Below are 22438 nucleotides of genomic sequence, written 5' to 3' on the forward strand. Positions count from 1 at the left end.
CATGGCCCAACCCCGCCCCCCGCAGCCCGACAAGGGGCTGGGCAGGGGTGCGGGGGTAGTGGAATTACCGGCTGTGGCGCCTGGATTTGTTGCAATGCAACAAAGCGCGTCGTGCAAGTCACCGGATGTCACCCCGGCCTTGAGCCGGGGCCCTTGGGAAAGCGGATGTGCCAAGGGGTGGCAGTGGGCTTGTGGAGGCGTATTCGGGCTTTCGGTGTGCTGCATCGGCCGATCCCAAGGGCCCCGGCTCTCCGCTGCGCTCCGGCCGGGGTGACTTCCAGTGCCCTGCACATCCCTGCCCCTCCTGCGACCCGCTGCCGCCCCCGGCTGCGTCCTTCGCGGCGGCGGTCTGGCTCAGCAGGCGTAATCCCCCAGCGCGACCCTTGGATTTCCCGCGCTTTCGGGAACACGCTCCCCCAATGCGGCGTATTCCCCATCCAATCAGGATCGATTTCCGGCCATTTGACCGCGATCCGATCCAGCGCTTACCTTCCACGCACCCGCGCCGGCGGGCCTGCGTTTTTCCCCACCCAACCTTAGGACAGGACCGGGACCATGACGAAGTGGGTCTACAGCTTCGGTGAAGGCAAGGCCGAGGGCCGGGCGGACATGAAGAACCTGCTGGGCGGCAAGGGTGCCAACCTGGCGGAGATGTCCAACCTGGGCCTGCCGGTGCCCCCCGGCTTCACGATCACCACAGAGGTCTGCACCTGGTTCTACGCCAACGGAAAGCAGTACCCGGCCGAGCTGCAGGGGGAAGTGGCCGCCGCCCTGGCCAGCGTGGAGCGGATCGTCGGCACCAAGTTCGGCGACCCGGACAACCCGCTGCTGGTCTCCGTCCGCTCCGGCGCCCGCGCCTCCATGCCCGGCATGATGGACACGGTGCTGAACCTGGGCCTGACCGACGTGACCGTGGCCGGGTTGGCCCGCCGGTCCGGCGACGCCCGCTTCGCCTATGACAGCTACCGCCGCTTCATCCAGATGTTCGGCAACGTGGTGCTGGGCGTGGACCACCACCATTTCGAGGACGTGCTGGAAGAGGTGAAGCGCGACCGCGGCCTGTCCTATGACACGGAGCTGAAGGCCGAGGACTGGCAGTCCGTCATCGCCGGCTACAAGCAGGTGGTGGAGAACGAGCTGGGCCGCCCCTTCCCGCAGGACCCGCAGGAACAGCTGTGGGGCGCCATCGGCGCGGTGTTCAGCTCCTGGATGAACCAGCGCGCCATCACCTACCGAAAGCTGCACGACATCCCGGCCAGCTGGGGCACGGCGGTGAACGTGCAGGCCATGGTGTTCGGCAACATGGGCGACGACTGCGCCACCGGCGTCGCCTTCACCCGCAACCCCAGCACGGGTGAGAACCTGTTCTATGGCGAGTACCTGATCAACGCCCAGGGTGAGGACGTGGTGGCGGGCATCCGCACGCCGCAGCACCTGACCATCGCCGGCAAGGACGCCAACGGCTCCACCCTCCCGGCCATGGAGGAGAGCATGCCGGAGGTGTTCCGGCAGTTGGATGAGGTGCGCCTGAAGCTGGAGCGGCACTACCGCGACATGCAGGACATCGAGTTCACGGTGCAGCAGTCCAAGCTCTACATGCTGCAGACCCGCACCGGCAAGCGCACCGCCGCGGCCGCCCTGAAGATCGCCGTGGACATGGTGGGGGAGGGGCTGATCTCCGAGAAGGAAGGCGTGCTGCGGATCGAGCCCAAGTCGCTGGACCAGCTGCTGCACCCCACCCTGGACCCCAAGGCCAAGCGCACCATCATCGCCAAGGGCCTGCCCGCCAGCCCCGGTGCCGCCAGCGGCAAGGTGGTCTTCACCGCCGAGGAGGCGGAGAAGGCGGCCGAGCATGGGGAGGCGGTGATCCTCTGCCGCGTGGAGACCTCGCCGGAGGACATCCACGGCATGCACGCCGCCCAGGGCATCCTGACCACCCGCGGCGGCATGACCAGCCACGCCGCCGTGGTGGCCCGCGGCATGGGGCGCCCGTGCGTGGCCGGTGCCGGTGAGCTGCGCATCGACTACAAGCGCGGCACCATCACCGTGCGCGGGGTGGAGGTGAAGGCCGGTGACGTGGTCACCATCGACGGTTCCACCGGTGAGGTGATGCTGGGCGAGGTGCCCACCATCCAGCCGGAGCTGTCCGGCAACTTCGCCGAGCTGATGGGTTGGGCCGACCGGTTCCGCCGCATGAAGGTGCGCACCAACGCGGAGACCCCGCTGGACGCCCGCACCGCCCGCAAGTTCGGGGCGGAGGGCATCGGCCTCTGCCGCACGGAGCACATGTTCTTCGACGCCGACCGCATCATCGCGGTGCGGGAGATGATCCTGGCCGACACGGAGGGTGGCCGCCGCGCCGCCCTGGCCAAGATCGCGCCCATGCAGCGCCAGGACTTCGTCGAGCTGTTCAAGATCATGAAGGGCCTGCCGGTGACCATCCGCCTGCTGGACCCGCCGCTGCACGAGTTCCTGCCGAACAGCGACGCGGAGATGGCGGAGGTGGCCAAGGCCGCCGGCACCGACATCCAGAAGGTCCAGCACCGCGCCGTGCAATTGCACGAGGCGAACCCCATGCTGGGCCACCGCGGCTGCCGTCTGGGCATCTCCTACCCCGAGATCTATGAGATGCAGGCCCGCGCCATCTTCGAGGCGGCGGTGGCCGTGTTCAAGGAGACCGGGGAGACGGTGACGCCGGAGATCATGATCCCGTTGGCCGGCACCAAGAAGGAGCTGGACATCCTGAAGGCCGTCATCGACCGCGTGGCGGGGGAGGTGGCGCAGGCTTCCGGCCACACGGTGGATTACCTGGTCGGCACCATGATCGAGCTGCCGCGCGCCGCCCTCCAGGCCGGGCAGATCGCCCAGACGGCGGAGTTCTTCAGCTTCGGCACCAACGACCTGACCCAGACCACCTTCGGCATCAGCCGCGACGACGCCGGCAGCTTCCTGCCCGACTACCAGCGGGCCGGCATCTTCGAGCACGACCCCTTCGTGACCCTGGACACGGAGGGCGTGGGTGAGCTGGTGAAGATCGCGGCGGAGCGGGGCCGCAACACCCGGGGCGATATCAAGCTCGGCATCTGCGGCGAGCATGGCGGCGACCCGTCGTCCATCTACTTCTGTGAAAAGGTGGGCCTGGACTACGTCTCCTGCTCCCCCTACCGCGTCCCCATTGCCCGCCTCGCGGCGGCGCAGGCGGCCATCCTGGGCGAGCAGGCGGCCAGCGAGGCTTGATCACCTCCGTGTAGGTCGGATTAGGCGCCGCAAGGCGCCGTAATCCGACGGCCTAGCGACGGATGTCGGATTACGCATCGCCAATCCGACCTACGAAAAACCCCCGGGCCTCGCGACCCGGGGGTTCTTTCATTCCAACCCCAAGCCTCAGCGGCTGCCGCCACCGCCGCCGCTGCCGCCGGCGGACCCCGTGGTGCCCGGATTGTTGGTCAGGCTGCCGGTGGGATTGCTGGTCCCGCCCATGTTCTCCCCGGCGGAACCGACGGTGCCGCTGGTGTTCGGCGCGCTGCCGGAGCGGCTGGCCGCGTTGGACCCAGCCTGGGAACCCTCACCGTCCGTGTTCCGGCTCAGCGAGACGGTGTTGTCGTCATATTCGAACTCCTTCATGGCCTGGAGCTGGTCCTGGGTCAGGCTGCTGACCTGCACCTTGTCCTGGCCCGGCTGGATCTGCGCCTGGGTCATGTCCACGGCCACCGTGCGTTCCCCGATTCCCAGGAAGCCGCCGCTAGAGATCACCAACTGCTTGGCCTGGCCGGTGGAGGGGTCCAGCACCACGTCCGACACCTCGCCCAACTCCTGGCCATTGGCGCCGACCACGGTCTTGCCCATCAGCTCCTGGGCGGACTGGCGGTCAAAGGCGGTGGTGCCCATGCCGGTGCTGCCCATGTTGTCGCTGCCGGTCATCCCGGCGGTGGTGCCGGCCGGGTTGGTGCCGGAGGATTCGGGTGCCATGCTGCCGGGGGCGCCGGCCGACGTCGTATCGGACGTGCCACGGTCCATGGATTGGCTGCTGTCCCGGTTGGTATCGCTGGGGGTCACCGGGGCAGGGCTGCTGCTGGCCGGCGGGCTGCCGGTGGCGCTGTCGGTCCCGGCAGGGCTGCCGCCGGGACCGGTGCTGCCCTGGGCGTAGGCTGCGCCCGACAAAAGAAGGGCGAGGGCCGACGTGGCCCCGATCAGGTCCTTGCGCATGGTGCTCTACTCCCGCGTTCTGGGTGGCCCGGCCACGGCCGGGCTTTCCACCCATCAACACGCGGGCGTGCCGCTTATTCCCGCGGGGCGTGCGCGCGAAAGGGTCACATCCCCACTGCGCTGCCGCGAAGCTGCTCGGCGATCTGGGCCAGCCGGTTGCCCAGGTCGCGGGTGGCCTGGGCATTGGCCGCCTCTGACTGGCGGTTGGCGTTGCGCAGCCCGTCGATGGAGCGGGACAGGTCCACCGACAGCCCGTCCAGCCGCAGCACCCGCTCCCGCAGGTTCTGGGCCAGGTCGGTGATGACCGCCAGATCGGTGCTTTCCCGCTGGCGGTTGGCCTCCACCAGCAGCTTCACCGCGTCGGCGCTGCCGTCCAGCCGCTCGCCCAGCCGTTCCACCGCCGCCAAGCGGTCGCGCAGGGCCTCCGCGATGGCGGCCAGCTCCTCCGCCCCCCGCTTTTCCTCACCGGACGCGATCAGGGCGTGGACGGCCTCCGTCGCCGCCCCCAGCCCGGCGGCCACGCCCTCCACATGGTCCAGACGGTCCTTCAGGCTGGCCACGAGGGCCAGGGCGTCGCGCACGCTGTCCGCCTCCCGGCTGTCCGTGCTGGCCACCAGGGCATGCACCGCGTCTGTTGCAGCGCTGAGGCCCGCCGCCACCTCCAGCAGCCGTTCGGGCGTGCCGTCCTCCCGCCGTGCCGCCAGCTCATCCGACAGGGACTTCAGCCCCTCCACCACCTGCTCTTGCCGCACGGCGGTGCGGGCCAGGGCGTCGGTCGCCTCCGTGGCGCCGGCCATCAGGCTGCGGGCTTCCTGCCGCAGGTCGCCCGTCACGTCGCGCAGGCGGGCCGTGGCATCGTCCACGCCGCCCGCCAGGGTCTGGGCCAGGCGCTGGGCCGTGCCGCCGATTTCCTGCACCCGGTCGGCGATCTGGGCGGCGCTGCCGCGCATGCGGGCCAGCAGGTCCGCCATGGCCTCCTGCTGGCCGGGTTCCACCTTGCGCCGCTCGAACTCCGCCCGCAGGTCCTGGCCGGTACGGCGCAGGGCATCCACCGCGTCCGCCATCTCCCCCGACCGGGCGGAGATGTCGCCCAGCAGCGCCTCGTACCCAGCCTGCACCTGCTCCATCTGGTCCGCCAGCGGTTCCAGCTTGTGGGTGGCGAGGTCGGCGGAGGATTCCATGATGGTCTGCGCCCGGGCCATGCCGTCCAGGGCGATGTCGAAGCGGTCGTTCAGGCCGGCGGTGCGGTCCTCCAGCAGGTCGGCGGCCCGGGCCACCTGGGTGCCCGCATCCTCCAGCCGGGCGCTGGCCTGGGCCGTGGCGCTGTCCAACCGCTCCGTGGCGGCACCCAGGGCCGCCACCAGGGCCTTCTCGCCTGCGTCCACCGCCTCCGCCGCACGGGCCAGGCGGTTGCCGGTCTGCTCGGCGGAATTGGACAGCAGCTCGCCAGAGGCCTTCAGCAGCTTCACGGCGCTCAGCAGGTGCGACTGCGCCTCACCCATGCTGGCCATCAGGCCCTGGGCGGCCTCCCGCGCCTGGGCGCTGGCGGCCCGCATCTGGCCGTCGCTGCCGGACAGGCTGCGCATGGTGCTGTCCACCTGCTCCCCGGCCGTGGAAAGGGTCTCCGCCAGCGTGTCGGCATGGCGGCGCAGGGTCTCCACGACCCCGTCCAGCCCGCCGCCCGGCCCCTCCGCCTCGAAGGCGCGGATGCGGGACACGGCGTGGGCCAGGATTTCCGTGGCCTGCCGGACCTCGCGGTTGCTCTCGCTCACCGTGCGCACGGCGGCGGTGCAGAGGTTGTTCACCTGGGAAAGCGTGTCGGTGAGCTGGGTCTTGGTGTCAGTGACCATACGGCCCACGTCGGTGCCCAGCACCGCCAGGGTGCCGCCGGCGCCGCGCAGCCGGGCCGACAGGGCCTCGAACAGGTCGGCATAGTCCCCTTCGAACTTCAGCCGCATCCGCCCGCCGTCGGTGAGGACGGAAATGTCCGGCACCTCAGCCGCCGCCTCGCGGAAGCCGTCCACCGCCCGGGCCAGTTCCCCGAATTCATCCCCGCGCGTCGTCCCCCAGACGGGGCTGCGCCAGTCACCCTTCGCCACGGCGGCCACGCTTGTGCCCAGCTCCGCCAACGGCCGCAGCACGCGGGCATGCACCAGCACCAGCACGGCGGCCAGCAGGGCCAACAAGGCCGCCACCGCGCCGGTGCCCAGCCAGAAGCCGCGGGCGGCGGTGGCTTCCAGCCGGTCCAGCGCCAGCACCGATTGGGCGCGGCGCAGCTCCGCGATGCGGTCGGCCAGGGCGGCGTGGCGGGTCAGCAGGGCGACGCCGGTGCCCCCGCCCAGGGCCTGCGGCCTGTCCCCCGCGGCGGCCAACGCCTGGCGGTAGGTCTCCAGCAGGCGCTTCAAGTCGGCGGCGAGCTGCGACTCGGTGGGCGTCAGGCGGGTCGCCTCGAAGCCGCGCAGGGACTGCTCGGCTGCCTCCAGGTCCTTGCCCATGGCCGCCTTGGCGTCGGCGGAGCCTGTCTCCGCGAACAGGGCCAGGTTTTGCAGGAATCCGCCATGGCCCAGCCGGTCGCGCACCCCGTCCAGCAGCCGGGCCTTGGCCTGGGCGTCCCCCGGCGTCTCCAGCAGGGCGGATTGCACCTTGCCGAACCAAGCCAGGTGGAAGGCGGCCGCGGCGGCCAAGCCCCCCACCACCAGGACGGCGACGACCGTGATCGCCGCGCTGAGGCCGCGCAGCGAGGACAGCCGCGATGCCTTGCCCCGGTCCATGTCCGCCCCCCTGTAACCGATCTTGTGGTGTACCGCGGAGACGCTAACAAATTGTTGCCCCCTCATCATCCTTTCGTTCGGTCAGGGCCGCCCCGGGTCTGGACGAAAGGGGGCGCATCTGGCAGGCAGGAGGCCATGCGCGTCCTGCAGATGATCTTTTCCCGCAACTTCCGCGGGGCCGAGCGGCACGTGGCCGACCTCGCCAACGGCCAGGCGGGGCGGCATGACCTGCTGCTGCTGCTGCGCGCCGATCATGAGGAGGACGGCGCCTCCATCATGCGGGCCCTGGACCCGGCCGTGCCGGTGCGGCTGGTTCGGCCGTCGCTCCTGGGCTGGGACAGTTGGCGGGCGGCGCGGGCCTTTCGGCCTGACGTGGTGCACAGCCATGGCGGGCGGGCAGGCAAGGTGGCGGGCGCTTGGCTGCGGCGCTGGCCGCGGCTGGCCACCATGCATTTGGACTACCGCCCCGCCTGGTACCGCCGCCAGGACGCGCTGGTGGCGCCGACGGGCTGGCAGGCGGAGGACGCGCGGGCCAAGGGCTTCACCGGGTCGATCCACAGGTTGGACCTGTGGGTGAAGCCCGCCTTGCCACTGACGCCCGGGCAGGTAGCCGCCTTGCGCGCTGAACTGGGTGCTGGGCCGGGCACGGCCCTGCTGGGGGCCGTTGGTGCGCTGATCCCGGTGAAGGGCTTCGACACCCTGGTCCAAGCCTTCCGCCGCCTGCCCGGCGACCATCTGCGGCTGGCCTTGGTGGGGCAGGGGCCACAACGGGCGGAGCTGGAATCCCTGGCCCAAGGGGACCCGCGCATCCGGTTCGCCGGCTTCCGCGACGATGCCGCGTCGCTCTATCAGGCCTTCGACCTGTTCGCCTTCCCCTCACGGGAGGAACCCTTCGGCCTCGTGGCGCTGGAGGCGCTTGACGCCGGACTGCCCGTGGTCGCGACGGACACGAAGGGCGCCCGGGCCACCCTTGGCCCTGGCGGGTTGGTCCCGCCGGGCGACGTGGACGCCCTAACGTCGGCATTGGCCGCCCGGCTGAGCCAAAGCCTGACCAAGCACCGCCCCGACCTGTCCCGCTGGTCCATGGAGCGGCATCTGGTTGGATTGGATGAAGTCTACCAAGGGCTTCGTAGGTCGGATTAGGCGCGCCAGCGCCGTAATCCGACGGCCAACGCCGAATCCGCCATCCGGCCTTCGGTCATCTGATACCAGTGGCCGTTGATCGTGACCGATCAACGGCCCCCTCAGGCGCCGGGCGCCCGCATCCGCGGGCTTGGCTCACGCGGGCACGGGCCCGCGGGCCGGCGGTCGCCGGCCTCCAGGCGCATGAGTCAAAAGCTCATTCGCCTGGTATGAGACGTCGGATTACGCTTCGCTGACCCGACCTACGCCCCTGCCTTCTCCGGCAGCCGAACCCACTCGGGCACCTGCGGCACCAGCCGCGCCTCCCCGGCGGTCAGGTCGGCCTCCAGCGCGTCCAGCCGGACCAGGGCGAGGGCTAGGCCGTCCGCCCCGCTGCGCACCTCCCCGGCCTCCCGCTCCCCGGCCATGACCAACGTGCCCGGCGGGGGCAGGGGACCTTGCACCGCCACGGGCAGCAGGCGCTTCTTGACCAAGCCACGGTACTTGGTCCGGGCGGTCAGCTCCTGGCCCACATAGCAGCCCTTGTCCCAGGCCACGCCGCGCAACTCGTCAAAGCCGTTCTCCAGCAGGATGGACTTGTCCACCACCAGGTCGCGGCTGCCGTCCGGCACGCCCAGCATCAGGCGCAGCCGGTCCCAATCGGCGAAGCTCCCCTGGGCCAGATCGGGCGTAGCGCCGGCGGGCAGCAGCAGGCGTGCGCCCAACCCGGCCAGCCGCGGGTCCGCATAGGCCACGCCCCCGCGAACGCCGCCACGGTCCCCGGCTCGCCGGCCAGCCCCACCGCTTCCGTGGCACCATCACCGATCACGGCGAAACTCGCGAACTGGTCGGTCACATCCGCCAGCTCGACCTTGCTGCGCAGCTTGTACATGCGCAGGCGCCGGTACAGGTCGTCCCGCCGGCCTGCCTCGCACTCCAGCAGCAGCCGTTCCCCGTCCGGCACCACGAAGAAATCGTGCAGGTACTTGCCCTGCGGCGTCAGCAGGGCGGCCCAGACGGCGCGGTCGGGCTTGGCCACGTCGTTGCTGACCAGCCCTTGCAGGAACGCCACCCGCTCCGGCCCCGACAGGGCCAGCACCCCGCGGTCGGCCAAGGGAACGAGGGTGGATACCGGGGGACGGGACGACTCGCTCATGGTCGGGGGCCGGCTGCACGGAAGGGGGATGGTCCCCAGACGTAGGCGCTCCCCATCGGCACGGCAAGGCCGCCCTGCGGCGAGTCGCACCTGCCCGCCTTGGCAAGGGCGCGGGCCGGCGTCTATAAGCGGCCTTCGGGGGGCTTGACTGCCCCGATCCCAACCCGATGGCCTGCTGCCGGTGGACGTCCTCTTCATCACCTCGAACCGCCTGGGCGACGCGGTCCTGACCACGGGGCTGCTCGGCCATCTGGTGGACACGCTGCCCGCGGCCCGATTCACCGTCGCCTGCGGCCCGATCCCGGCGCCCCTGTTCCGCACCGTGCCGCGCCTGGCCAGGCTGATCCCCCTGCGCAAGCGCCGCTGGTCCGGCCATTGGCTGGAGTTGTGGGCGCAGGTGGTGGGTACCCGCTGGGATCTGGTGGTGGACCTCCGGGACAGCGCCGTCTCCCGCCTTATCCCCGCCCGGCGGCGGGCCATCTTTCGAAATCGAAAGCTCGGTTTGCACAAGGTGGCGGAGTTGGCGGGCGTGCTGGGCGTGGACCCGCCGCCGTCCCCCCGCCTCTGGCTGGATGCGGAGACCCAGCGGGAGGCCGCGGCCCGCCTGGGGCCGGGCAACTTCCTGGCCCTGGGCCCGGCGGCCAACTGGACCGGCAAGGAATGGCCTGCCGAGCGCTATGCCGACTTGGCTGAACGGCTGACCGCCCCGGGCACCCCCCTGGCCGGGGCGCGGGTGGTGGTGCTGGCCGGCCCGGGGGAGGAGCAGCGCTGCCGCCCCGTCCTGGACCGGCTGGGCGACCGGGCCATCAACCTGGTGGGCAGGACGGACCCTTTGCTGGCCGGGGCCTGCGTGGCCCGGGCGCGGCTGTTCGTCGGCAATGATTCCGGCCTGATGCATGTGGCCGCGGCGGTGGGCACGCCCACGCTGGGCGTCTTCGGCCCCACCCCGGTGGAGACCTATGGCCCTTGGGGCGAGCACTGCCGTTACGTGCTGGCCCCCCGGGTCGAGGGGGACACGCCGGAGGACCGCATGCGCCGTATCACGGTGGAGGAGGTGGAGCAGGCCGCCCTCGGCCTGCTGGCGCGGACGCCGGAACTGGCCGCATGGTGACGGCCCCCCTCCAGGAGGACCGGCCGCAGCCCCGCCCGGACGCGTTGCCGCCGGCAGTGGACAGCTTCGCGCCGCCCTTCCTGCCCCTGGTCATGGGCCTGCTGGCCCCCGGCCTCGCCATCCTGGCACCGCTGGTGCCCCTGGGCATGGCGCCCCTGCTGATCACGCTGGCGGTCCTGGCCGGGGGGCTGGTGCTCTGGCGGACCCGCCGGCTTCCGCCCCTTCCGCGGGACATGCTGCTGCCCCTGGCCCTGTTCTGGGCCCTGGGCACCGTCAGCATCGCCTGGACACCCGTCCCCATGGACGGCTTGGCCCAATCCATCACCTTCGTGTACGAACTGGTACCCGGCTTCCTGCTGATGGGCGGGATCTGGGCCCTGGGGAACGGGCAACGGTGCCGACTCCGCCGGGTGGTGGTGGTGGCTTTCGCCATCGGCTTGGGTCTCTATGCCGTGGAAAGCCTGTTCGGACAGCCCCTGTACCACCTGGCCAAGTGGCTGGAGGGCACGAAGGTGGCGCAGGAACGGGCCTTGAACCGGCCGTCGGTCATCTTCACCGTCCTGGTCTGGCCGGTGGCGCTGCTGCTCTGGCAGCAGGGCAGGGCGTGGGCCGCCTTCCTGCTGCCGGCCGCCTATGGCCTGTTGACCCTGGCCACGCCCAGCGCCTCCGCGGTGGCGGGAATGGCGGGCGGGCTGCTGCTGCTGCCCCTCGCCTGGTATCGGCCACGGTTGGCCGTGTGGCTGCTGGCCGCCCTGCTGGTGGGCGGGTTCCTGTTCTGCGTGCCCGTCGCGGGCCTGCTGGCGGGGCTGGGGTTGGAGAAGCATCCCGACTTCCCCTTCAGCTTCGCCCACCGCATCGACATCTGGCAGTTCGCCGCCGAGCGGGCGACGGAGCGGCCCTGGTTCGGCTGGGGTTGGACGCCTCCCGCGCCATCCCGGAGGGCAACCGGGTCACGGAAGGTCTGGCGCTGGAGCGGCCGGTCATGCCTTTGCACCCGCACAACCTGTTCCTCCAGGCGCGGCTGGAACTGGGCTGGGTGGGGTCCGCCCTGCTGGCGTGGTTCGGCGTCGTGCTCCTGGCCCGCATCGGCCGCCTGCCCCGGGCACCCCGCGCCTTTGCCCTGGCTTGCTATGGCTCGTCGGTGCTGGTGGCCTGCTTCGCCTATGGGGCGTGGCAGACCTGGTGGGTCTGCACCCTGCTGCTGGCCGGCTTCCTGTTCGTGGGCGTGGCGGAGCGGCCGGGGCTTACGGCTTCCGCACCAGGCAGTCCCCGCCCGCTTCCTTGATCCGGCGGCACAGATCCTCGGCCGCCGCCTTGTCCGGCAACCCGCCCAGCAGGATGCGTGTGTAGACGCCCTTCGCCCCCAGGTCCACCTGGGCAAAGCCGGCCTCCCGGTCGCCCAGCACGGCCGCCAGCCGCCGACGCTGGGCCTGCCATTCCTTCTCCGCCTCCGCCCGGCTGGGCAAGGCCGCGAGCTGCACGGCCCAGGCACCGGCGGCGGGTTGGGGCGGCGGTGTCGGTGCCGGGGCGGGCGCCGCCGGGACAGGGGCCGGGGGCGGTCCGGCTTCCCGGGGCGTGGGGACGACCAATGGCTCAGGTTCCGGCCTCGGCGGCGCCGCGGCGGGGGGAGGGGGCGAGGCGACGGCCTGGGGGGCAGGCCTGGCCGGCACCTGGGCGACAGCGGCGGGCCGCGGCGGGCCCTTCAGCGGCTGGTTCGACCGGCGAAGGGCCTCCGCCTTCATGGCCGGGCTCGCCTCGGCCTCGATCTCGCTGCGCAGGCGAATGGCGGTGACCACATTCTGCCGTTCCGCCAGGATGGCCCAGCGCAGGGCTTCGGTCAGGTCCTTGGGCGTGCCCAGGCCGAAATAGAACAGGGTGGCCGCGTTGTTCTGGGCATTGGCATCCCCCGCCTCCGCCGCGGGGACCAGCAGGGCCAGGGCCTTGGCATAATCCGCCGGCACCTCCTCCCCGAAGGCGTAAAGGGTCCCGGCCGCGCTCATCGCCCCCACATGGCCCGAGGCGGCAGCCTTCTCCAGCCAGACCAGGCCCGCCGCCGGGTCCTTGTCCACGCCGCGGCCCTGCAGCAGCATCTGGCCGACCAGGAACTGGCCGGTGGGGTCGCCGGCTTCCGCGCTGGCCAGGAAGGCCTTGTGGGCTGTGGTGAGGTCCCCTGCCGCGAACGCCTTCCGCCCGACATCCAGGTCCGCCCGCACAGGCGGTGCCGCGCCCCAGGCGACCAGGCCGGCAAGCAGCAACATGGGGACCAGGCGGGACATGGGCGGGACCATCGGTGGTGGGGCGACCGGCCCCTAACATGCCGGACCGGCACGCCCCGGCAAAGCCCGTTGGAGGTAGCGCACCCCTTTCGCGGGCAAGTGGCGCGCCAGTCCTTGACGGCGGGGTCCCGGACGCGGTTCAACCCATCCCCACATCGACCGACCGCGCCGGAGGGCCCATGGCCGCCAAGAAGAACCCGCTGAACCTGAACCCCCTCCAGCTCAAGACCCTGACCCTGTTCCAGGCCCTGGCCGAGTTCGAGGAGATCGCCCGTCCGGCCGGCGACGGGGAGGTGGAGGTGCTGGAGATGCCCTTCACCGCCCATGGCAACCATTTCCACCTGGGCCCCTGGCTGGTCTATGCCCAGGATGCCACCGGCCTGCGCAACCCCGCCCCCTGGGCGGTGCTGGAGCGCAAGGGCCTGATCCGCGGCAACTTCCCCATCAGCGTGGTGCTGACCCGGGCGGGCCTGGAGTATGAGACGGGCATGCGCCGCCAGATCCTCCAGGGCTCCGACCACTGATCCCGGCAAAGAAAAAGGGCACGGGAGCCGCGGCCCCCGTGCCCTTCCGGTTCAAGCGGATGCTTACTCTGCCACCGCCGGCATGGGCCGGCCCAGGGCGGTGTCCAGGTAGTCGTCCACGATCTTGCCCAAATCGTCCGCCCGCTCCGTGAAGAAGTGGTTGGCACCCTCCAGCTTCTGGTAGGCGATGCGGATGTCCCGCTGGTGGGACAGCTTGTTCACCAGCCGCTGCACGCTGGCCTCCGGCACGATATCGTCCCGGTCGCCATGGACGATCAGGCCCGAGGCGGGGCAGGGGGCCAGGAAGCTGAAGTCGAACATGTTGGCCGGCGGGGCCACGCTGATGAACCCGTCGATCTCCGGACGGCGCATCAGCAACTGCATGCCGATCCAGGCGCCGAAGCTGAAGCCGCCGATCCAGCAGGAGGAGGCGTTGGGGTTGTAGGTCTGCAGCCAGTCTAGCGCGGAAGCCGCGTCGGACAACTCCCCCTCACCCCGGTCGTAGGTGCCCTGGCTGCGGCCAACGCCCCGGAAGTTGAAGCGCAGGGCGGAGAAGCCGCGCTTCGTGAAGGCGTGGAACATGGTGTAGACGACGCGATTGTTCATCGTCCCGCCATGCTGCGGGTGTGGCTGGAGCAGCAGCGCGATGGGCGCGTTCGGGCCCTTGGCGTGCGTGTAGCGGCCTTCGATGCGGCCGGCCGGCCCGTTGATGATCACGTCAGGCATTGTTCACCGGTCCCGCGTCGGGCCGCCCGTCCGGGCGGGCATGGATCTGGCATGGCAGCGGCTTGGCCCGGAGCAATTGGTCCGGCCGCCGAAATGTTCGGTAAATGGCCGAAAGGCCAGGAAAAAAACTGGGAGGTGGAATACTTGACCCTCCTGGTAGGTCTTCTTATATCGCACCCTAGGGGTGTCGGGGGACATGGCTGGCGGCCGCAGGCGCGACAAACGCCCAGGCTTTCAGCGGTGTCCCGCAGGTACCCACTTCTGTCCGCGGTGGGGTGACCCGCCCGGACAGGGCGCGGACTATACCACAGCGGGTGGCAGCCTATTCAAGCCTCTTCGCGTGGTGGCCGCGAAGGTCACCGGGGCCGGGCCGTACCGGTGCGCGGGGGACCTGGGGACGGGGCGTCATGACCGCCTGTCGGACAGGTTTTCCGAGCGCCGTGAAGGGCCTTGCCGGGGTTGGGGCGTCACTCCATCTCTGGCGCCTGAGGGTTTGCGGATTTTCCCTGTCTGGGTGTGGCGGGGTGGTCCGTCGGGCCGGGCCCTGCACGGGGCCGCGTCCCGGGGCAACCGGCGGCAGCAGATCGCCGGGACAATGGGCAAATGACGGGCAACGCGCCTGCGCCGATGGCCAGGCCTTATGAACGGAGGGGTACAGTGAGGCTCAGCACCAAGGGTCGGTATGCCGTCATGGCGATGGTAGACTTGGCGAAGTCCAGCAAGGGGCATCCGGTGGCCCTGGCGGAGATCGCCGACCGGCAGGAAATCTCCCTGTCCTACCTGGAGCAGCTTTTCGCGAAGCTGCGCAAGGGCGGGCTGGTGAAGAGCGTCCGCGGCCCCGGCGGCGGCTACCTGCTGGCCCACCCTTCGGACGTGATGCGCATCAGCGACATCATCCTGGCCGTGGACGAGCCCATCCGCACCACCCGCTGCGCCGCCAACAGCCCCAACGGCTGCCACGCCAACAAGACCCGCTGCCTGACCCATGATCTGTGGGAGGAGTTGGGCAACCAGATCCACATGTACCTGTCCTCGGTCACCCTGGCCGACGTGGTGGAGCGCCGCGTGCTCTCTTCCAGCCAGATGATCGTCCAGGACGCCCGCCGCGCCCCCGTGCCGGCGGAGTGAGGCGGGGAGGGCACCCGGTCGGATGCCGGCAGCCGCTGGCGAGGTTCGCCTCGACAGCGGCAGGCCGCCGACCGGCGGCCCGCGGCTCCATGGCCGCGCAAGCCTGGCCGCGGATGCGCCCGCCCGGCGCTTGAGGGCGAGATGAGTATCTATTTGGATTGGAACGCGACGGCGCCGCTCCGGCCTGAGGCCAGGGCGGCGCTTGTCGCGTCGCTGGACCTGCCGGGCAACCCGTCCTCGGTCCATGGCTTCGGCCGCCGGGCGCGCCGGGTGGTGGAGGATGCGCGCGCCCGGGTGGCGGCGCTGGTCAACGTCCCTCCGTCGCAGGTGGTGTTCACCGCCAGCGGGACGGAAGCCAACAACCTCGCCCTCCGCGCCACGGGCGTGGCCCGGCGGCTGGTGCTGGCGACGGAGCATGCCTCCGTGCTGGAGGCGCGGCCTGACGTGGAGGTAGTCCCCGTCCACCCCGACGGCTTGGTCGACCTGGACGCGCTGGCCCGCCTGCTGGCCGGTGGGCCCGGCCCGGCCCTCGTCTCCGTCCAGGCGGCAAACAATGAGACGGGCGTGATCCAACCCTTGGGCGACGTGGCGGCCCTGGCCCGCGCCCATGGTGCTTTCCTGCACAGCGATGGGGTCCAGGTGGCCGGGCGGCTGCCGCTGGATCTCATGGCCCTGGGTGTGGACCTGTTCACCCTGTCCGCCCACAAGATCGGTGGGCCGCAAGGCGTCGGCGCCCTGGTCGCCGCCCCCCGCGTCGGCCTTGAGCCCATCCTGCGCGGCGGCGGGCAGGAGCGGCGGCAGCGGGCGGGGACGGAGAACGTGGCGGGAATCGCGGGCTTCGGCGCGGCGGCAGAGGCGGCGATGCATGACCTGGACGCCTATGCGCGGTTGGCGGACTTGCGTGACCGGCTGGAGGAGCGGCTGCTGGAAGCGGTGCCGGAGGCGGTCATCTTCGGCCGTTCCGCCGCCCGCCTGCCCAACACCACCTGCGTTGCCCTGCCCGGCATCCCGGCAGAGACGCAGTTGATGCGCTTCGACCTGGCCGGCATCGCCGTCAGCAGCGGGGCCGCCTGTTCCAGCGGCAAGGTCAAGGCCTCCCACGTCCTCACCGCCATGGGGGCCGGGGCTAACCTGGCGGGCTCTGCCATCCGGGTCAGCCTTGGCTGGACCACGACCGAAGCCGAGCTGGACCGCTTCGCCAGCACCTGGGTCGCCATGGCGAAGGGACTGCGCAAGGCGGCGTGACGGGATGTCCCATGCCGTCCGCGCGGTTGTCATCGGAGCGTTGGTCGCCCATCCTCCCGGCCCATGAGCAATGACCGCCCCCGCCCCGTGCCCGTCCAGGGCGACCTGGGCCCCTGCTGGTTCTGCGGCAAGGGCGTCAGCCCCCGCGCCCTGTTCTGCCATGCTTGCGGCAGCGTGCAGCCGCCGGCGGACCTGGACGCCTTCGCCCGGCTGAACCTGCCGACCCGCTTCGACCTGGAAACCACCGCCATCGAGCGGCAGGCCACCGGCTTCCGCCGCATCCTGGACCCCGCCCGGTTCGAGGCCAAGGGCCAGCGGGAAAAGGCCATGGCCGAGCGGCAGCGCACCGCGGTGGGGTCCGCCGCCGCGATCCTGTTGGACCCGCTGCTGCGCGCCCGCGCCCTGCTGGGCCTGAACGGGCTGGAGCCCGGCCCCGCCGGGCCGACCCTGGCGGAATGGGAGATCGAGCTGGCCATCGCGCCCGACGCCATCTCCGTGGACCGCGTCGCCGCCCGCATCTCCGCCGCCGTCGGCACGGAGCTGCGGCAGCTCTCCACCGCCTTCCGCCTGGGCGACCTGGACCAGGCGGCGATGCTCGTCGGACGGCTGGAGGGGCTGGAGCGGGCGGGGGAGGCGGCCCACCGCCGGCGGCGCGACGTCTCCGCCTGACGTGGCCGCCCCGCCAGCCAATTAGGCACCCGCGGAGAGGGGACCCGCGCTGAAACGGCACTGGACTTGACGCGGGCGGGCTTCTAACAACATCCCCGATCACGGGGCGGACACGTCCGCCGGTTGTCTGGTTTGGGAGTTCTGGCGCGATGCCGAAGATGGTGTTCATCGAGACCGACGGGACCCGCCGCGAGGTGGACGCACCCCTGGGCCTGTCGATCCTGGAGGTGGCCCGCCGCCACAACATCGACATCGAGGGGGCGTGCGAGGGCTCGCTGGCCTGCTCCACCTGCCATGTGGTCGTGGACCCGCAGTGGTACGACCTGCTGCCGGACGCCAGCGAGGACGAGGAGGACATGCTGGACCTCGCCTTCGGCCTGACCAAGACCTCCCGCCTGGGCTGCCAGATCCGCATGACCGAGGAGCTGGACGGCCTGACCGTGAAGCTGCCCGGCGGGTCGTGAGCCCCGTGGCGGGCGCCGCCCTGCCGGACCTGGCCACATCAGGCGGCCTGTTCGCGCGCCTGCGCGACGCGGCGCGGCCGTCCTGGGAAAGCTATGTCGCCCATCCCTTCGTCAAGGGCATGGGCGACGGCAGCCTGCCGGAAGCCAGCTTCCGCCATTACCTGGTGCAGGATTACCTGTTCCTGATCCACTTCGCCCGCGCCTACGCCCTGGCCGCCTACAAGGCGGACAGTCTGGCGGACATGCGGTCGGCGGCCCGGTCCATGTCCGCCATCCTGGACCTGGAGATGGGCCTGCACGTGAAGTACTGCGCCGGCTGGGGCCTGTCGGAAGCCGACATGGCCGCCACGCCGGAGGCCCAGGCGACCCTGGCCTATACCCGCTTCGTGCTTGAGCGCGGCATGGCCGGCGACCTGCTGGACCTGCATGTGGCCCTCGCGCCCTGCGTGGTCGGCTATGCGGAGATCGCCGCCGGGCTGCTGGCCGACGCGGCCACCAGGTTGGACGGCAACCCCTACCGCGCCTGGATCGAGATGTATGCCGACCCGGAGTACCGGACCGTGGCCCATGCCCAGGTGGAGTTGCTGGACCGCCTGTCCTCGGCCCGGGGCGGGGAGGCCCGCTTCGCCGACCTGACCCGTACCTTCGATGCCGCCTCCCGCCTGGAGGCCGGCTTCTGGGAGATGGGGCTGACCCTGGCGGGTTGAGCCTCCGGGGGAACCCCCATGCCTGCTGACCGCCTGCGCTGGCTAGCCCCATTCCTGGTGCTGCTCGCCCTGCTGCTGCCGCCCATCGGTGGCGGTTTGGCTAAGGAGGTGGCGGCGGGGAAGGATATCCTCGGCCTCGCATTCCTGCGCAACGCCGTTGGCGCCGCCATCCTGCTGGCCCTGGTCCGGCCCTCCCTCGCGGGGCTGACGGGGGAACAGTGGCGCGCCGCCCTGTCCCTGGGCGCCGCGCTGGCCGTGATGAACGCCAGCTTCTACCTCGCCATCGCGCGCCTGCCCCTGGGCGTGGCCGTGGCGGTGGAGTTCCTGGGGCCGCTGTCTGTGGCCGTGCTGGGCAGCCGCCGGCCGCTGGACTTCGCCTGGCCCGTGCTGGCCCTGGCCGGCGTGCTGCTGCTGACGCCGCTTGCCGGGGTGGAGCACCTGGACCCCGTGGGCCTGCTGTTCGCCCTGGTGGCCGGAGCCGGGTGGGCTGCCTATATCCTGACGACGGCCCGGGCCGGGCGGCTGATCCCGGGGCTGGACGGCTTGGCGCTGGCCCTTGCCTTCTCCGCCCTGCTGACGGCGCCCGTGGGGCTCTGGTCGGCCCCATCCTTCCTCACGGACAGCCACACCATCCTGCTGGTGCTGGGGGTGGCGCTGTTCTCCACCGTGCTGCCCTATATGCTGGAGTTCGTGGCCCTGCGGCAGGTGCCCACCGCCGTGTTCGGCATCCTGCTGAGTACCGAACCGGCCATCGCCGCCCTGGTGGGCTTCCTGCTGTTAGGGGAACGGCTGGGCCTCCAGGCCTGGACCGCCATCGCCCTGGTCAGCGCCGCGGCGCTGGGGTCGACCTTGTGCCGTAGGTCGGATTAGGCGCGTCGCGCCGTAATCCGACGATCCCCTGTACCGACGCGTCCTGTCGGATTACGCGGCCTCCCGGCCGCTAATCCGACCTACAGTCCCGAAATGAAACGGGGAGGTGGTCGCCCACCTCCCCGTCGCGTCATTCCGGACTGTACCGGGGCCAAGCTTACTTGCGGCTCCACCAGCCCCGCTTCGGCGCCTCCACGGGCGGGTTCACCACCACATGGGGGTTGGCCGGGGGCTCCTCGGGTGCAGCCTCGGCAGCCGGGGCCGGCGGCTCGGTGGCCGGCTCACCCGACACGTCGGGCGGTGCGTCCTGGAAGGCCGGCTGGTTCTCCGGGGCCGGCGGCTCCGCCACGGCCACGGTCTCCGTGGCGATGGCGGTCTCGGCCGGGGCCTCGGCGGCCGGGGCCACCTTCTTGCGGCTGCGGCTCGGGCGCTTCGGCTTGGCCGGGGCGGGCTCCTCGCCGGCCGGGGCCTCCGACGCCACCGCGTCGGCGACGACCGGGGCAGGGGCCTCGGCCGCGGGGGCGGCCGTTTCCTCCGCCGCGGGCTCAGCGACCTTCTTGCGGCTGCGGCTCGGGCGCTTCTTCGGCTTCGGCTCCTCGGCGGGAGCGGCGGCCTCGGCCACCGGCTCCGTCACCGTCTCGGCCGGGGCAGCTTCGGCGGCGAGCACCGGCTCGGCCGTCTCCACCACCGGGGCCACGTCGGCCGTGGCGGCGGGCAGATCGTCGGCGACCGGCTCGGCGCCGTCCTCCGCTGTGCCCTCGTCGCCGCCTTCGGCACCCTCGGCGCCCTCGGCGGACACGCCATCACCCTCGAACCGGCCGCGGCCACGGCGGCGACCACCGCGCTTGCCGCGACGGCGACGACGGCGCTCCGCCGCCTCGGCTGCGGTCTCGCCCGGCACGGCGCCCTCGTCAGCCTCCTGCGCCTCGGCGCCCTCGGAAGCTTCCTGGCCCTCATCGGCCGACGCCTCGGCCCCCTCGGCATCCGCCTCGGAGTCACTGCCCTCGGCGCCGTTCGCCTCGAAGCGACCATCGCCCCGCTCACCACCACGGCGGCGGCGGCGGCGGCGGCGGCGGCCGCTCCGGTCACGGTCGCCGTTCCCGCCGTTGGCCTCACCGGCCTGGGCGCCATCAGAAGCCTCGGCCTCTTCCTCCTCGGCGGCGTCCATCGCCTCCTCTGCGGCCTCGGCCTCCAGGTGGCGCTCGGTCTGGGCGAAGACCTTCTCGGCCTGGACCGGGGCGGCGGCGGCCACGTCATCACCGGGCTGGCGGGCGCGCAGCCGCTCCAGCCGGTGGTCCGGGCCGTTCAGGTGGTCGTCCGCCATCAGGTAGACGCGCAGCCCATGCCGCCGCTCGATGTCGGCCAGCACCTCGCGCTTGTGGTTCAGGATATAGAGCGTGACGCTGGTGGCGCAGGTCACCGTCACCTCGGCGGAGCGGCGGCGGATTCCCTCCTCCTCGATGGCGCGCAACACGGCCAGGGCCGCGCTCTCCAGCGACCGGACCATGCCGGTGCCCTGGCAGTGCGGGCAGCGCTCGAAGTTGATCTCCTGCAAGGACGGGCGCAGCCGCTGGCGCGACAGCTCCAGCAGCCCGAAGGCGCTGATGCGGCCCAGCTGGATGCGCGCCCGGTCGGCCCGCATGGCCTCCTTCAGGCGCTTCTCGACGGCCGCGTTGTTGCGGCTGTCCTCCATGTCGATGAAGTCGATGACGATCAGTCCGGCCAGGTCGCGCAGGCGCAACTGGCGGGCCACCTCGTCCGCGGCCTCCAGGTTGGTCTTCAGCGCCGTCTCCTCGATGTTCCGCTCCTTGGTGGAGCGGCCGGAGTTGACGTCGATGGCGACCAGCGCCTCGGTCTGGTTGATGACGATGTAGCCGCCGGACTTCAGCTGCACCACCGGGTTGAACATGGCCTCGATGGCGCCCTCCACCTGGAAGCGGTGGAACAGCGGGATGGCCTCGTCCTTGTAGAGCTGGATCTTCTTGGCATGGCTGGGCATCAGCATCCGCATGAAGTCCTTGGCGGTGCGATAGCCTTCCTCGCCCTCGACATGGATCTCGTCGAAGTCGTTGGCGTACAGGTCGCGGATGGACCGCTTGATCAGGTTCGCCTCTTCATAGATCAGCGCCGGGGCGACGGATTGCAGCGTCGTCTCCCGGATGCTGTCCCAGAGGCGCATCAAATATTCCAGGTCGCGCCGGACCTCGGGTTTGCTGCGCTCGATGCCGGCGGTGCGCAGGATGACCGACATGCCCGTGGGGATGTCGAACTCCTCCAGCATCTCCTTCAGGCGCTTGCGGTCGGCCGGGTTGGTGATCTTGCGGCTGATGCCGCCGCCGCGCGGCGTGTTGGGCATCAGCACCGCATAGCGGCCGGGCAGGGACAGGTAGGTGGTCAGCGCCGCACCCTTGTTGCCGCGCTCCTCCTTGGTCACCTGCACCAGCAGGATCTGCCGCCGCTTGATGACTTCCTGGATCTTGTAGGACTTCATGGGCCGGCGGCGGGGGGCGCGCTCACGCCCGGCGGTCTCGCCGTTGGCGGGACCCTCGTCCTCGTCCTCCTCGACGTCGTCCTCGCCGGGGAAGCGCACCGTCTCGCTGACGGTCTCCTGCCCCTCGACGGCGGCGGGCATGCTGCGGCGCAGGCCGTTGCTGTGCTGGAACAGGGAGGAGGTACCCAGCTCCCCGCCCTCGGACCCCTGGGCCAGGGGGCTCACGCCCTCGGCAGTGTCGCCGGCGGCCTCCGCAGGCTCCGCCGTGTCGTCGGCCGCCTGCTCGGCGCTGTCCTCATAACCGGCATCGCCATTGTCCTGGCCGGCGGAACTGTCGCCGCCCTCCGCCAGGATGGGGGCGGGGGAGGGGGCGCCAACCTCGTCCCTCACCTCGAAGTCGCCGGGCTGGTCCTCGACGCTGCCGCCGTCGGCGTCGCGCTCGGCGCGGGCCAGTGCCCGGGCCTCCCGCTCATCCTCCAGCTCCTGCTGCTCCCGCATCAGGGCTTCGCGGTCGGCGACCGGGATGCGGTAATAGTCGGGATGGATCTCGCTGAAGGCCAGGAAACCGTGCCGGTTCCCGCCATACTCCACGAAGGCGGCCTGGAGCGACGGCTCCACGCGGATCACCTTGGCGAGATAGATGTTGCCCTTGAGCTGCTTCCGGGAGGCTGTCTCGAAGTCCAGCTCTTCCAACCGGTTCCCATTCACCACGACAACCCGGGTCTCCTCCGGATGCGTGGCGTCCACAAGCATACGCTTGGCCATATGTCGTCCCCGTGGCCTGACCGGCGACCCGCGCGACGAACGGGCCAGCCGGCAGTAGCCACCGTCTGGTGCGAGGCATGTCGGCGCGGGACCTTTGTGGCCTGTCGAACGGCGCTCCCCCCGAAGGCGAAGCGGCCAGGACGGGCCGGGGGCCGCCGCGGCCGGGCCCGGACCCGCAGGGCGGGGACGGAACCAACCTCGTGGTTT

General features: G+C 71.4%; 18 protein-coding genes and 1 pseudogene. 12 read left to right on the top strand and 7 right to left on the bottom strand.

Going from position 1 to position 22438, the window contains the following annotated elements:
* Positions 1–555 precede the first annotated feature (555 nt).
* Entirely contained in the window at positions 556–3237 is a 2682-nt protein-coding gene (ppdK, locus tag HHL28_RS04695; RefSeq protein WP_075770111.1) for a pyruvate, phosphate dikinase, read from the top strand.
* A gap of 147 nt (positions 3238–3384) precedes the next feature.
* On the opposite strand, the gene HHL28_RS04700 is transcribed toward ppdK, so the two are convergent.
* Both HHL28_RS04700 and HHL28_RS04705 read right to left on the bottom strand, forming a co-directional pair.
* The gene (locus HHL28_RS04700) at positions 3385–4206 is read right to left on the bottom strand and encodes a PRC-barrel domain-containing protein (RefSeq protein ID WP_075770112.1); all 822 of its coding nucleotides are present in this window, start codon (positions 4204–4206) and stop codon (positions 3385–3387) included.
* Between the two features lie 104 nt (positions 4207–4310).
* Positions 4311–6977, bottom strand: coding sequence for a HAMP domain-containing protein (locus HHL28_RS04705; protein WP_075770113.1), 2667 nt, complete (start codon positions 6975–6977; stop codon positions 4311–4313).
* 135 nt (positions 6978–7112) lie between these two features.
* Between HHL28_RS04705 and HHL28_RS04710 the strand changes: the two genes are divergently transcribed.
* Positions 7113–8120: a glycosyltransferase gene (locus HHL28_RS04710; protein WP_075770114.1), complete on the top strand. Its 1008-nt coding sequence runs from the start codon at positions 7113–7115 to the stop codon at positions 8118–8120.
* A gap of 242 nt (positions 8121–8362) precedes the next feature.
* On the opposite strand, the gene ygfZ is transcribed toward HHL28_RS04710, so the two are convergent.
* Both ygfZ and HHL28_RS18340 read right to left on the bottom strand, forming a co-directional pair.
* Complete coding sequence (ygfZ, locus tag HHL28_RS18335) at positions 8363–8824, bottom strand: CAF17-like 4Fe-4S cluster assembly/insertion protein YgfZ (protein ID WP_404326526.1); 462 nt, start codon at positions 8822–8824, stop codon at positions 8363–8365.
* Positions 8740–9213, bottom strand: coding sequence for a hypothetical protein (locus HHL28_RS18340; protein ID WP_404326528.1), 474 nt, complete (start codon positions 9211–9213; stop codon positions 8740–8742). Before HHL28_RS18340 ends, ygfZ begins: the two co-directional genes overlap by 85 nt.
* A gap of 223 nt (positions 9214–9436) precedes the next feature.
* Between HHL28_RS18340 and HHL28_RS04720 the strand changes: the two genes are divergently transcribed.
* From HHL28_RS04720 to HHL28_RS04730, 3 genes and pseudogenes are all read left to right on the top strand, one after another.
* Positions 9437–10366: a glycosyltransferase family 9 protein gene (locus HHL28_RS04720; RefSeq protein ID WP_075770116.1), complete on the top strand. Its 930-nt coding sequence runs from the start codon at positions 9437–9439 to the stop codon at positions 10364–10366.
* Positions 10367–11046: 680 nt separating this feature from the next.
* Positions 11047–11229, top strand: a pseudogene (locus HHL28_RS18345) (hypothetical protein); the annotation flags it as partial.
* A gap of 50 nt (positions 11230–11279) precedes the next feature.
* Complete coding sequence (locus HHL28_RS04730; protein ID WP_169654786.1) at positions 11280–11651, top strand: hypothetical protein; 372 nt, start codon at positions 11280–11282, stop codon at positions 11649–11651.
* On the opposite strand, the gene HHL28_RS04735 is transcribed toward HHL28_RS04730, so the two are convergent.
* Complete coding sequence (locus HHL28_RS04735; protein ID WP_169654789.1) at positions 11611–12642, bottom strand: SPOR domain-containing protein; 1032 nt, start codon at positions 12640–12642, stop codon at positions 11611–11613. The two genes, HHL28_RS04730 and HHL28_RS04735, sit on opposite strands and share 41 nt — an antisense overlap.
* Before the next feature lie 179 nt (positions 12643–12821).
* On the opposite strand from HHL28_RS04735, the gene HHL28_RS04740 reads away from it, so the two are divergent.
* Complete coding sequence (locus tag HHL28_RS04740) at positions 12822–13166, top strand: hypothetical protein (protein ID WP_075770119.1); 345 nt, start codon at positions 12822–12824, stop codon at positions 13164–13166.
* A 63-nt stretch (positions 13167–13229) separates the two neighbouring features.
* Here the strand turns inward: HHL28_RS04740 and HHL28_RS04745 are convergent, their stop codons facing one another.
* Positions 13230–13892: an alpha/beta hydrolase gene (locus tag HHL28_RS04745; RefSeq protein ID WP_075770120.1), complete on the bottom strand. Its 663-nt coding sequence runs from the start codon at positions 13890–13892 to the stop codon at positions 13230–13232.
* A gap of 657 nt (positions 13893–14549) precedes the next feature.
* Between HHL28_RS04745 and HHL28_RS04750 the strand changes: the two genes are divergently transcribed.
* From HHL28_RS04750 to HHL28_RS04775, 6 genes are all read left to right on the top strand, one after another.
* Positions 14550–15020 (top strand): Rrf2 family transcriptional regulator, encoded by a 471-nt coding sequence (locus HHL28_RS04750; protein WP_075770121.1) that lies wholly within the window; start codon positions 14550–14552, stop codon positions 15018–15020.
* Positions 15021–15161: 141 nt separating this feature from the next.
* Positions 15162–16265 (top strand): cysteine desulfurase family protein, encoded by a 1104-nt coding sequence (locus HHL28_RS04755; RefSeq protein WP_075770122.1) that lies wholly within the window; start codon positions 15162–15164, stop codon positions 16263–16265.
* A gap of 63 nt (positions 16266–16328) precedes the next feature.
* Positions 16329–16934: a zinc ribbon domain-containing protein gene (locus HHL28_RS04760; protein ID WP_075770123.1), complete on the top strand. Its 606-nt coding sequence runs from the start codon at positions 16329–16331 to the stop codon at positions 16932–16934.
* A gap of 149 nt (positions 16935–17083) precedes the next feature.
* Positions 17084–17398: a ferredoxin family 2Fe-2S iron-sulfur cluster binding protein gene (locus HHL28_RS04765; protein ID WP_075770124.1), complete on the top strand. Its 315-nt coding sequence runs from the start codon at positions 17084–17086 to the stop codon at positions 17396–17398.
* Positions 17395–18105 carry a thiaminase II gene (tenA, locus tag HHL28_RS04770; RefSeq protein WP_075770125.1) on the top strand — a complete coding sequence of 237 codons (711 nt, stop codon included), beginning with the start codon at positions 17395–17397 and terminating at the stop codon, positions 18103–18105. Before HHL28_RS04765 ends, tenA begins: the two co-directional genes overlap by 4 nt.
* Positions 18106–18123: 18 nt before the next feature.
* Positions 18124–18975, top strand: a complete 852-nt coding sequence (locus HHL28_RS04775) for an EamA family transporter (RefSeq protein ID WP_075770126.1) — start codon at positions 18124–18126, stop codon at positions 18973–18975.
* Positions 18976–19132: 157 nt separating this feature from the next.
* On the opposite strand, the gene HHL28_RS04780 is transcribed toward HHL28_RS04775, so the two are convergent.
* A complete protein-coding gene (locus HHL28_RS04780; protein ID WP_169654792.1) occupies positions 19133–22231 on the bottom strand; it encodes an Rne/Rng family ribonuclease in 3099 nt (1032 codons plus the stop codon).
* Positions 22232–22438: the final 207 nt, after the last annotated feature.

The sequence above is a fragment of the Aerophototrophica crusticola genome, from assembly GCF_012913305.1.
GTDB lineage: Bacteria > Pseudomonadota > Alphaproteobacteria > Azospirillales > Azospirillaceae > Niveispirillum > Niveispirillum crusticola.

Bases quoted from the DNA above. Each gene is read 5' to 3' on its own strand.
- ppdK (WP_075770111.1), top strand. From the start codon at position 556: ATGACGAAGTGGGTCTACAGCTTCGGTGAAGGCAAGGCCGAGGGCCGG.
- HHL28_RS04700 (WP_075770112.1), bottom strand. From the start codon at position 4,206: ATGCGCAAGGACCTGATCGGGGCCACGTCGGCCCTCGCCCTTCTTTTG.
- HHL28_RS04705 (WP_075770113.1), bottom strand. From the start codon at position 6,977: ATGGACCGGGGCAAGGCATCGCGGCTGTCCTCGCTGCGCGGCCTCAGC.
- HHL28_RS04710 (WP_075770114.1), top strand. From the start codon at position 7,113: ATGCGCGTCCTGCAGATGATCTTTTCCCGCAACTTCCGCGGGGCCGAG.
- HHL28_RS04735 (WP_169654789.1), bottom strand. From the start codon at position 12,642: ATGTCCCGCCTGGTCCCCATGTTGCTGCTTGCCGGCCTGGTCGCCTGG.
- HHL28_RS04740 (WP_075770119.1), top strand. From the start codon at position 12,822: ATGGCCGCCAAGAAGAACCCGCTGAACCTGAACCCCCTCCAGCTCAAG.
- HHL28_RS04745 (WP_075770120.1), bottom strand. From the start codon at position 13,892: ATGCCTGACGTGATCATCAACGGGCCGGCCGGCCGCATCGAAGGCCGC.
- HHL28_RS04755 (WP_075770122.1), top strand. From the start codon at position 15,162: ATGAGTATCTATTTGGATTGGAACGCGACGGCGCCGCTCCGGCCTGAG.
- HHL28_RS04760 (WP_075770123.1), top strand. From the start codon at position 16,329: ATGAGCAATGACCGCCCCCGCCCCGTGCCCGTCCAGGGCGACCTGGGC.
- HHL28_RS04765 (WP_075770124.1), top strand. From the start codon at position 17,084: ATGCCGAAGATGGTGTTCATCGAGACCGACGGGACCCGCCGCGAGGTG.
- HHL28_RS04775 (WP_075770126.1), top strand. From the start codon at position 18,124: ATGCCTGCTGACCGCCTGCGCTGGCTAGCCCCATTCCTGGTGCTGCTC.
- HHL28_RS04780 (WP_169654792.1), bottom strand. From the start codon at position 22,231: ATGGCCAAGCGTATGCTTGTGGACGCCACGCATCCGGAGGAGACCCGG.